Origin of the sequence: Desulfolutivibrio sp. (assembly GCF_036584575.1) — a bacterium.
In the GTDB taxonomy this organism is placed as follows: Bacteria; Desulfobacterota; Desulfovibrionia; order Desulfovibrionales; family Desulfovibrionaceae; genus Desulfolutivibrio.
Map to the genome: position 1 here is coordinate 1 of NZ_JAZHDB010000213.1, position 11264 is coordinate 11264.

6 protein-coding genes are annotated in these 11264 nt (G+C 60.8%); 4 read left to right on the forward strand and 2 right to left on the reverse strand.

The window, feature by feature from the left end; translation table 11 throughout:
- Positions 1–130 precede the first annotated feature (130 nt).
- Complete coding sequence (folD, locus tag V3572_RS15610) at positions 131–1009, forward strand: bifunctional methylenetetrahydrofolate dehydrogenase/methenyltetrahydrofolate cyclohydrolase FolD (protein ID WP_332111947.1); 879 nt, start codon at positions 131–133, stop codon at positions 1007–1009.
- A gap of 255 nt (positions 1010–1264) precedes the next feature.
- On the opposite strand, the gene V3572_RS15615 is transcribed toward folD, so the two are convergent.
- Positions 1265–1942, reverse strand: coding sequence for a DNA alkylation repair protein (locus V3572_RS15615; RefSeq protein WP_332111948.1), 678 nt, complete (start codon positions 1940–1942; stop codon positions 1265–1267).
- 258 nt (positions 1943–2200) lie between these two features.
- On the opposite strand from V3572_RS15615, the gene ppsA reads away from it, so the two are divergent.
- On the forward strand, positions 2201–4612 hold the full coding sequence (gene ppsA / locus V3572_RS15620; protein WP_332111949.1) for a phosphoenolpyruvate synthase: 2412 nt from the start codon (positions 2201–2203) through the stop codon (positions 4610–4612).
- 110 nt (positions 4613–4722) lie between these two features.
- Here the strand turns inward: ppsA and V3572_RS15625 are convergent, their stop codons facing one another.
- The gene (locus tag V3572_RS15625) at positions 4723–8967 is read right to left on the reverse strand and encodes a PAS domain S-box protein (RefSeq protein ID WP_332111950.1); all 4245 of its coding nucleotides are present in this window, start codon (positions 8965–8967) and stop codon (positions 4723–4725) included.
- A gap of 746 nt (positions 8968–9713) precedes the next feature.
- Between V3572_RS15625 and thiL the strand changes: the two genes are divergently transcribed.
- Together thiL and V3572_RS15635 are read left to right on the forward strand one after the other, a co-directional pair.
- Positions 9714–10694, forward strand: a complete 981-nt coding sequence (gene thiL / locus V3572_RS15630) for a thiamine-phosphate kinase (RefSeq protein WP_332111951.1) — start codon at positions 9714–9716, stop codon at positions 10692–10694.
- Positions 10682–11264, forward strand: a 583-nt coding sequence (locus V3572_RS15635) for an EamA family transporter (protein WP_332111952.1), incomplete at its 3' end; no start/stop codon positions are given. The genes thiL and V3572_RS15635, both read left to right, overlap by 13 nt.

The window sequence follows — 11264 nt, forward strand, 5'->3', positions numbered from 1 at the left end:
TTGCGAACTTCCACGGTGTGGCCGTTGCGTTCCAGGACCTTGGCGATCTCGTCGCCGGGAGGGGAACCCCTTTTTTCAAAAAGGGGTTCCCCTCCCGATGCCTCCGTTTCCATCCCCAAAAGGAGATCCCATGATCCTGATCGACGGCAAGAAGGTGGCGGCCGAGGTGCGCGCGGGCGTCAAGCGCGACGTGGAGCGGCTGAAACGCAAGTTCGGGCGCGCCCCGAGTCTGGCGGTGGTGCTTGTCGGGGAGGATTCGGCCTCGCAGGTGTATGTGCGCAACAAGGAAAAGGCCTGCGAGGAGGCCGGGATCGTGTCGCGCACCTGGCGGCTCGACGCCCGCACCGAGCAGTCGCATGTGGAGCGGCTGGTTCTGGAGCTGGGCTCCAGCGACGACATCGACGGCGTGCTGGTGCAGCTTCCCCTGCCCGAGCCCCTGGACAGCGCGTCCTGCCTGTGCCTCATGGACCCGCGCAAGGACGTGGACGGGTTTCATCCGGAAAACGTGGGCCGGTTGTCATTGGAACTGCCCGGCCTTCGGCCGTGTACGCCCGCCGGGGTCATGACCCTGCTTGAATATTACGCCTTAAGCCCGTCGGGCAAAAAGGCCGTGGTGCTCGGGCGCAGCAACATCGTGGGCAAGCCCATGGCCATGATGCTCTCGGCCTCGGGCCCCTTCGCCAACGCCACGGTCACCGTGTGCCATTCGCGCACCCCGGATATCGCCAAGGAATGCCGCGAGGCGGATTTCCTCATCTGCGCCGTGGGCAAGGCCAAGCTGGTCACCAAGGACATGGTCAAGCCCGGGGCCGTGGTCATCGACGTGGGCATGAACCGGGACGAGAACGGCAAGCTGTGCGGCGACGTGGATTTCGAGGGCGTCAAGGACGTGGTCTCGGCCATAACGCCGGTTCCCGGCGGCGTGGGGCCCATGACCATCGCCATGCTTATGGTCAATACCATCAACGCCTTCCGCTGGCGCATGGAAGAGGTCTGCGAGGCGCCCTAGCGCACAGGGCGGCGGTCAGTAGGGCCGTTAGCATGCCTCCGGCGGCCAAAGGGGCACGGCCCCTTTGGAAACCCCGAACGGCGCGCCCGAACCTCTTCACGGGGTTCCGCGTCGAACCAGGACGCCCAGGCCGGGCGACGGGTCGCCGGAAACGGATGGTGGCGACGTGGAGCGTAGCGGAACTCGTCGCCGCCGGACGTTTGCCGCCGACCCCGAGCCCGGCCACCCAGCCATAACGTCACGTTCCCACGATCCTCACCCCGGCCCCCGCGCACTCAACTCCCGAATGGCGTCCCGGGCGATCCACCGCGCCTGCGGCGTGTCCTGATCCAGAATGCGCCGGGCCGTCTCCAGGGCCGCCAGCCGCAGGGCCTCGCCCCGCTTGCCGATGCCGCGAAGCGCCCAGTTGACCGCCTTTTTCACGAAGTTTCGCCCATCGCACGCCGCAGCCTCCACCAGCCCCAGATACTCCAGAAACCGGTCATCGGACGCCTTCTTGTCGTGTACGGCCAACGACGCCATGAGCGAAAACCCGGCCCGGCGCACGAACTCCTCCGGCCGCCCCGCCCATTCCCGGGCCTTGTCGTGGGCCAACAGCGTCTTTCGCACCAGATTGTTGGTGAACATGTCGCAGATGTCCCAGGAATCCAGGTCCGCGACCCAGTGCTCCACAAGCGCGTCGTCGACCTGCCCCGGATCGGCGGCCAGGCAGGCCAAAAGCCTGGCCTCGTGCAGCCCTGTGTTCCACAAGGCCAACGCCAGTTCCTGGTTCTGGCCGGTCTCTTTCCGGATGCCGCGCACGAAGGCCACGGACACCCCGGCGGCATGGGCCACGTTGATGCCGTATCTGGCCATGCCCTGGCGGTTGCGGTCGCTTCCGGCGGCCCGGATGCGGGCGGCGATGTCGCCTGCCAGTTTCAAAACATCATCCATGCCTTCCTCTCGTCGTCAGAAAAGCGGTTACCACTTCCCACGATCCGCATGCCTGCGCCCGGACAACTCCCGATCCGACGGCCTTGCCTCCCTCCCCCTTTCATGGGATGCCCTTCGGCGCAAGCCCTCCCGCCGCAGAAGCATCCCCTCTCCCATACCACCATCCCCGCCACCCTACCTTGACTTGCCGCCCCCAAGCGGGGATATCCATACCATGACGGAAAGCCCTCGCGGCGCGGCCGCGAAAAGGAGTGCGCCATGGATAAAGATACTGCGCTGGTTCTGTGGTTCGACCAGATCACCATCGAAGACGTGCCGTATGTCGGCGGCAAAAACGCCAGCCTGGGCGAGATGTACCAGGCCCTGACCCCAAAAGGGGTGCGCGTGCCCAACGGATTTGCGGTCACCGCCACGGCCTACCGCCGCCTGTTGGCCGAAAGCGGGGCCATGGACAAGATCAAGGCCATCCTGGCCGACCTGGACACCAGCGACATGGACAACCTGGCCGAACGCGGCCGCAAGGTGCGTTCTCTCATCCGCAACCTGGAGTTCCCCGACGATCTGCGCCAGGCCATCCTCAAAGCCTACCGCGCCATGGAAAACCAGTACGGCAAGGACGCCGACGTGGCCGTGCGCTCCTCGGCCACGGCCGAAGACCTGCCCGACGCCAGCTTCGCCGGACAGCAGGAGACCTACCTGAACATCCACGGGGCCGAGGAGGTCATCGAGGCCTGCGGCCGCTGCTTCGCCTCGCTTTTCACCAACCGGGCCATCTCGTATCGGGTGGACAAGGGCTTCGACCACTTCTCCATCGCCCTGTCCATCGCCGTGCAAAAGATGGTGCGTAGCGACCTGGCCGCCAGCGGCGTCATGTTCAGCATCGACACGGAAACCGGCTTCACCGACGCAGTCTACGTCACCGGGGCCTACGGCCTGGGCGAAAACGTGGTCCAGGGCGCGGTCAACCCCGACGAATGGTACGTGTTCAAGCCCACGCTCAAACTGGGTTTCAAGCCCGTGATCATGAAGAAGGTGGGCGAAAAAGCCATCAAGATGGTCTACACCGAGGACGCCAAGCAGCCGACGAAAAACGTGCCCGTGCCCGATTCGGATCGCCGCCGCCTGACCATAAACGACTGCGAGGTGCTGGATCTGGCCCGCATGGCCTGCGTCATCGAGGACCACTATTCGGCCAAGGCCGGACACCACAAACCCATGGACATCGAATGGGCCAAGGACGGCATGACCGGCGAGCTCTACATCGTCCAGGCCCGGCCCGAGACCGTGCATGCCATAAAGGATCTGACCAAGCTCGTGAAATACATGCTGGCCGCCCCGGGCGAGGTCGCGGCCACGGGCAAGTCCGTGGGCGAACGCATCGGCAGGGGCGCGGCCCACATCATCAAGGAAGCCCACATGATCAAGGACTTCCGCAAGGGCGAGGTGCTGGTCACGGACATGACCGACCCGGACTGGGAGCCGATCATGAAGATCGCCTCGGCCATCGTCACCAACCGGGGCGGCCGCACCTGCCACGCGGCCATCGTCAGCCGGGAGCTGGGCATCCCGTGCATCGTGGGCACCGGCCACGGCACGGACGCCATGGCCGACGGCGAGGACGTCACCGTGGACTGCTCCCAGGGCCCCACGGGCTACATCTATCGGGGACTTCTCGATTTCGAGGTGCTGGAGACGGATCTGGCCAGCCTGCCCCGGCCCAAGACCAAGATCACCATGAACCTGGCCAGCCCCGAACAGGCCTTCGAAAAAAGCTTCATCCCCAACGACGGCGTGGGCCTGGCCCGCGAGGAATTCATCATCAATTCCTACATCCGCATCCATCCCCTGGCGCTTTTGCGCTTCGGGGAGCTCAAGGACGTGGAGGTCAAGCGGACCATCTATGAAATGACCATGGGCTACGAGAACAAGGCCGACTTTTTCGTGGACAGGCTGGCCGAGGGCGTGGGCATGATCGCGGCGGCGTTTTATCCCAAGCCGGTCATCGTGCGCCTGTCGGATTTCAAGTCCAACGAATACGCCAACCTGATCGGCGGGGCGCAGTTCGAGCCGCACGAGGACAACCCCATGATCGGCTGGCGCGGGGCCTCGCGCTACTACGACGCCAACTACAAGGATGCCTTCGCCCTGGAATGCCGGGCCATGAAGAAGATCCGCGAGGACATGGGCCTGACCAACCTGGAGATCATGATCCCCTTCCCGCGCACCGTGGCCGAATCGCGCCAAGTGCTGGCCACCATGGCCGAATTCGGCCTTGTCCAGGGCGAAAACGGGCTGCGGGTCATCGGCATGTGCGAGATACCGTCCAACGTGATCCTGGCCGACGAGTTTTTGGAGGTCTTCGACGGCTTCTCCATCGGCTCAAATGACCTGACGCAGCTCATTTTGGGAGTGGACCGGGATTCGGAACTGGTGGCGCATGTCTACGACGAGCGAAACGAGGCCGTGAAACGCATGGTCAGGCAGGTCATCGAGGTGGCGCGGCGCAAAGGCAAGTACATCGGCATCTGCGGCCAGGCCCCCAGCGACTATATCGAATTCGCGGAGTTTTTGGTGGAGTGCGGCATCGAATCCATGTCCTTAAACCCGGACACGGTGATCAAGACCACCCTGGCCGTGGCGGCCCTGGAGAAGCGGCTGGGCGTGGCGTAAAAAAACGCCTGGGGCGGCGCGGGGGGAATTTCTTTGATAAGAGATTCCCCCCCATCCTCCTCATGCCTTCCCGGCCTCGCGCTTCAGTCCGAGGCCCGCAGGCTTTTGCGCTATGAGCCGGATCGCTCCAAAAGCTGCGACAGCATTGCCGTGAGCTGCTCCTTTCCAACCGGCTTGGCCAGATAGCCATCGAAACCGGCGGCAAGGATCTTTTCCCGGTCTCCAGGCATGGCGTAGGCCGTCAGGGCGATAATCGGAATGTGCGATTTCTCCTTGAATTTTGCATCACCGCGAATGATCCCCGCCGCCTCGATGCCGTCCATGACCGGCATTTGGATATCCATGATGATCGCATCGACATCGTTGTGGAGGACGTATTCCAGGGCCTGGCGCCCATCCTCGGCGATGGCGACAACATACCCGGTTTTTTCCAATTGCCATTTCAAGGCAATGCGGTTGACGGCCTCGTCCTCGACAACCAGGATGCGGGCCTTTTCCTCGCCCCGCCTTGGTTCGGCCAATTTCTCGACAGGGGAAACGACCCGGGCAGGCTTCGCGCTGTCGAACGGCAAGACCAGATACACGGATGTCCCCACCCCCTCCTCACTTACGATGCAGACCTCGCCTCCCATCAGACGGGTCAAACGCCTGACGATGGCCAAGCCCAATCCCGCGCCTTGATAACGACGAACATATGACCCCTCTACCTGGGTGAACGGTTCAAAGATGTCCGTCAATTTTTGCTCAGGGATGCCAATCCCCGTATCGGCGACAGTAAAGAGGATACGATACGGGGCAACGCCAACCGGGGATACGCGGTCTACATGGATTTCGACTTTTCCCTTCAACGTGAATTTCAAGGCGTTTCCAACAAGATTGAAGAGAATTTGCCGCAACCGTATTTCGTCGCCGAGGAGATTGCAGGGGATGTTTTCGTCGATATGGCAACAAAGGGTCAGCCCTTTTTGAGCAGCGTCCTGATCGAAAATTTCGTTTATCGACGAGCACACTTCCATGATGCAAAATGGTGCGGCTTGAACGGCAAGTTTCCCGGACTCGATGACGGAAAGGTCCAGGATATCGCTCAAAAGGCGTGTCAAGCGCTTTGAGGCATTAAGGGCCATGAGGATATATTCCTGTTGCTCCGCACCAAGGGAACAGGATTCCAACAAGTTGAGCATCCCGATGATGCCGTTGAGCGGAGTGCGTATTTCGTGGCTCATGTTGGCCAAAAACTCGCTTTTGACCTTGTTCGCAGCCTCGGCTTTCAGGGCGAGTTCTTCCGCGTTCGCCAACGCGGCGCGCAGCGCCTCATCTGCCCTGACCCGATCCGTGACGTCTCTGGAAAAGAGGGCGACTTGGACGGCCTCGCCCGAATCGTCAAGGACGGGAAACATCCGCACCTGGTAACACATGCCGTTGATCCGCTCGTCGATGTCGATCCAGTGTTTGCTTGCGGCGATCTGCGCCAATCCGTCCTTGCGGGCCGTAGCAACCTCCGGGGGCAGGAAATTGCCCATGGCCCTGCCGACCATGTCCCGCATCTCCAGGCCGCGTCGTCGGCTTCCCTGTTCATTGACAGCCAGGATGGCGCCCGAGGCGTCCAAAAGCATCACCGAGTCGGTCGTGGCGTTGAAAAGCGCCCGTATCTTCTGCTCGCTTGTCCAAAGCTCCAAGAGGGTGTCATGGCGGTCAATGGCCAGCGCGTACAGGCCGGCCAGCCGCTTGACGACCTCCATGTCGCTCTCAGAATATCCTTCCGGCGTATTGGCGAGAGCGATGAGGCCGATCAGTTTGTCGCCATTCATAGCTGGGACAGCAAGGAAGTTCCGCAGCGGGATGTGTCCTCTTGGAACGCCGATGGATGAAGGATGTGAACCGGGTTCATTGGTGTAAAAGAAAAGTCGCGTGTTGAGGGCATGTCCCCAGAGCCCCGGATAGTCGCCCTCAGGATTCGGGGAAAAGGTGATCCTTTTCTCCGTTTCCTCCACCTCGCATTCCGTGTCCAGCATCCGCGTCAGGGTGTAGCAGACAACGTCCCTGGTATTCTGATCGAGCACAGCGACGAATCCATGATCGCTGCGGGTGAGGGAACAGGCGAAGTGTTGGGTGATATCCGCAATGTCTTGCAGCGTGGTGGCTTTGTCGATCAATGCTCTCGACATTTCGGACATGGCCGTGTTGACGGCCAGTTCCCTGGCCAGGCTGTTCTCGGCCCGCTTGCGGTCGGTGATGTCCCGGTTGCTGGCGCGGCGCCCCATGGAGGCGCCGTCCGTCCTCCTGATATCCGTACAGGTGTGGTTGAGCCAAACGATCCGCCCCGACTTGTGAACGATACGAAAATCCATATCACATGGCGTGTTACTGCCTCGCAGCGAAGTGCGCAGATGTTGATCATACCGCGCAACGTCCTCTGGGTGAACGATGCTCCGGAAGAGTTCCGGCGAGCGCAGAAAGTCGTCGGCGGTGTATCCTGTCACCCTTTCACAGGAGGGCGACATCCACACCAATTGGCTGTCTGGTGCTATCCAGTACTCCCAGTCGTAGGTGAAATCGGCAACAGTGCGAAATTTTTCTTCGCTCTCACTCAGTCTTCCAATAAATAAAAGCGTATTCAAGGCCTCCTGAATGCGGCCCCCCATGGCCTTGAAAACCGCCTTGTCCCCCTGGGACCAGGCGCGTTCCCACGAACACTGGTGCACCCCGAACAGCCACGGTTTGTCGATCTTGGGAAAAAGCGCGAAAGCGAGGAAGGATTTGACTCCATAATCATCCGTTAGCGACTGCTCCAGGGGCATGTCCCCCCCGGGGCCGCAGGAGGTCGGTTCCGTTGCGGCCAGGAAGCGCCTCCAGGCCTCCCGGTTCTGCGGGGTGAGACGATATGAACTGGCCGAGACGCCACCGCCGGGCCATTCCGGCCTGGTGCGCTCCATGGGCACGCTCCAGAATTCGGTGTCGACGTCGCAGGGGTAGACAAGCCAGGCCCTGTCGGCCTGCATGACGTCGAGCACCACATCCAGGGAGTCGCGCATCATCTGCTCCACGCCTGAGGCTTTCCGGATGACGTCGTCGATGCGCCCGAGGTTCTTCAGGAAGGCGTGGTTTTTCTTGAGGGCCTCATCCGCCATCTTGCGGGACGTGATATCGGTGTAGACGCCCAACACGGCGAAAGGCTGGTCATTTTTATCCGTCAGGGGGAGCTTGGTGGTTTCGATCCAGATCCTGGAGCCGTCCGCTTGGAGTAACGTCTCGACAATATTACGTTTCGGGGCATTTTTCCCCAACACTTCCCGGTCATCGGCGCGATAGGCGTCGGCATCCTCCGTTGGCCAGGGGAGATCATAGTCGGTTTTGTCCACAATATCCGCAGGATGCTCCATTCCGGCCGCCACAGCGAAGAGACGGTTGCATCCGAGATAGCGGCCGTCCACATCCTTCCAAAAAATGGCTTGCGGGGCGGTGTCCAGGATCATGTTCAGGGTCGCCCGGCTCTTGCGGAGTTCCTCCTCCGAATGCCTGCGCCTGCGGATTTCCCTGGCCTGCGCCGCTATGCCGACGACAGAAATAATCAATGCCAATGAAATAGTTACGATTGTCCAGAATAGCGTTTGCCTCTGCAATTGCTCCCTGGTCTTGAATATGATTTCCTTCCCTCTCCATTTATCAACGATCTTGTCGTATGTGCCATCATTCCTGATCTCAAACAATGCCTTATTTATATCCGCAAGAAGAAGTTCATTCCCTTTTTTCACCGCGATTGCTGAATAGCTTCTGCTGATTGGCTCTTCGATCATCTTGATATTTTGTACATTATTTTCAGCAAGGACATAGCATCCCACCCAACGATCCGCGACCACTGCATCAATTTCACCATCCTTCAACTTTCCGAAACCTACAACAAAATTCGGAATGACCTCGACAATGATTTGAGGGTCTTTTTGAAGCAGAAGAATCGGCAGCCCCTTGTTTTCCACTCCGACTTTCAGTCCGCGAAGGTCTTGCATGGATTTGATTCCATGATGCCTGGACGTGGTAAAAATTGAAAATTCAGAGGCCAGCAGGGGTTCTGAAAAATCAAATAGCTTCAACCGGTCGGGGGTGGCGTTGATCTGCAGCAGCGCGTCCGCCTTGCCATCGACAACGAGCTCTTGGGCTTTACTCCAATCCATGAGCCGGATCTCCACCGGGGAGTGCATGCGTTTCGCCAGGGCTTCCGCCAAGTCGATGACGATGCCGCTCGGCTTGCCATTTTTTACGTAGTTCATCGGAGGAAGCGATTGATTCCCCAGGAATACCACTGGCTTTCCTGATATTTGGACAGGATCGTCCGTCCGTTGAACTCCAAGGTGTTCCATGTCTGTCGCCTGCATGTCTGTGGCATTCGCAAAGGCTTTTGGCGCTTGAAGAACTGTCCATGAGAGCGCAACGCAAAAAACAGACAAGACGAAGACACGGAGTACTGCAACCCGGTTTATGCGACACATTTGCGATAGCATACTTCAAGTTTCCCTGTATTTTTCTCTGACAAACCTCTTTCAAAGCCTACGATTGAGAGAAAAATACATTTATATGTGCAATTCATATGGACACAGCATGTAGAATTGTCACCTGATCACATTCCATCCCTTCTCACTAGAAAATGAGACAATAACCAATTAATTCTATTATATGCCATTTTCTTCATCGAAATGCAAGCAAAAAAAGTTCCAAGGTAAAATAATCACGATCCATAACAAAAATCATTACAAAGACCGTCGCAGTTATTCGCAATACGTAGCACAAACAGTAATGCAAAGTGTATGTACTACAGCAAAACATATTACGCCTTTTACGCACAAATAATATTTTACATGATTCCACGCGTAAAAAAACCGCTTCTACCTTTCTTGGTCAACATGGCGCGCATTGACGCCATGACCGCAAGGCATATCATATCCTCGACTTTCAATCGGGGAACCCTCTTCCCAACAATTCGACGCATCGCCGAGCATTTGCGCCAATCCGACAGCCGCACCCCGACCCCGGAAGCCCTCGGAAAGTTCACGGACACCGCACGGCATCCCCTCGCCAATCCGCCGGAAACGCGGTACATCGCCCCTCCATGAGCCGCATCGCCTCCGAGGCCGCGTTCCTTGGCCTCATCGACCGCCATTTCCCGCGCCGCCATGCCGCCGTGCCCCTGCATCGCGGCGACGACGCCGCCGTGCTGGAGCTGCCCGGCCGGGTATGCCTCACGGCGGACCTTTTTCTGGAGGACGCCCACTTCCGGCGCGCCTATTTCTCCCCCGGCGACATCGGCTACAAGGCCCTGGCCGTAAACATCAGCGATCTGGCGGCCATGGGGGCCAGGCCCCTGGGCTTCGCCCTGGTGCTCACCACCCCGGCCGATGCGGACATGGATTTCTGGGACGGCGTGTTCACGGGCATGGCCGGACTGGCCGACGCCCTGGACCTGCCGCTGGTTGGCGGCGACCTGAACCGGGGTCCGGGCGTGGCCCTGGCGGTCACGGCCTGGGGCGGCGTCGGCCCGGCAGGGCGATTTCTCACGCGCGGAAAAGGCCGTCCCGGGGACATTGTCTTCGTCGTGGGCGAACTGGGGCTGGCCGCCGTGGGGCTGCATGTCCTGGAGACTTCCGGCCGCGCCGCCAGGGACTCCTGGCCCGTGGCCACGGCGGCCCATCTTCGCCCGGCCGTGCGCGTGGAGGCAGGGCTGGCCCTGGCGGCCGTCCCGGGCCTGCGCGGGGCCATGGACGTCTCGGACGGGCTGGCCGCCGACCTGCCCCGCTTCCTGGCCCCGGACACCGGCGCGGACCTGCGCCTCGATACGGCCATGCTGCATCCGGAGGTTTTGGCCCACGCCGCCTCCCACGGTCTGGACCCGGCCGCATTGGCCTTTTCCGGCGGCGAAGACTATGCCCTCCTGGGCGCGGTCGCGCCCGAGGCCCTGCCCGACCTTGTGCGGGCCGTGCCATCGGCCCGGCCCATCGGCCGGGTCACGGCCGCCCCCGGCGTCATCCTCAACGGCCGCCCCGTCACCGGACGCGGCTTCGACCATTTCGAGTCCTCCCCATGCTCCAGTTGATCCTTGGCGCGGCCTGCATCAGCTTTTCAGCGGTATTCGTGAAGCTGGCCCACGTCTCGGCCCTGTCGGCGGCGTTTTACCGCATGGGCGTGGGCGGCCTGGGGCTTCTTCTGGCCATGGCCCTGGCCGGAAGGCTCGGCGCGATCCGGGGGCCGCTTGTGGCCCGGGCCATGCCCTGCGCCGTCTTTTTCGCCCTGGACCTGTGGACCTGGCACTTGAGCATCAACATCGTGGGACCGGGCATGGGCACGCTCCTGGGCAACTTCCAGGTGTTCGTCCTGGCCCTGGCCGCCGTGCTTGTTTACAAACAAAAGACCGGGCCGGTCTTCTGGCTGTCCATGGGGCTGGCCGTGATCGGACTCTACGCCATGGTCGGGGTGGGCTTCGGGGCCAGGCCGCCGGAATACGGCCTGGGCGTTCTCTACGGCCTGTCCACGGCGTTTTTCTACGGCCTGTACATCCTAAGCCTGCAAAAGGCCGTGTCCGGCTTTTCCGCCAGCGACCCTCTGGCCATCACGGCCATGCTGTCCCTTGGCGCGTCGGCCATCATCGGCTGCGGCATGCTGGCCC

Coding starts and splice junctions, on each gene's coding strand:
- ppsA (WP_332111949.1), top strand. CDS start 2,201: ATGGATAAAGATACTGCGCTGGTTCTGTGGTTCGACCAGATCACCATC.
- thiL (WP_332111951.1), top strand. CDS start 9,714: ATGAGCCGCATCGCCTCCGAGGCCGCGTTCCTTGGCCTCATCGACCGC.
- V3572_RS15615 (WP_332111948.1), bottom strand. CDS start 1,942: ATGGATGATGTTTTGAAACTGGCAGGCGACATCGCCGCCCGCATCCGG.
- folD (WP_332111947.1), top strand. CDS start 131: ATGATCCTGATCGACGGCAAGAAGGTGGCGGCCGAGGTGCGCGCGGGC.
- V3572_RS15625 (WP_332111950.1), bottom strand. CDS start 8,967: ATGGAACACCTTGGAGTTCAACGGACGGACGATCCTGTCCAAATATCA.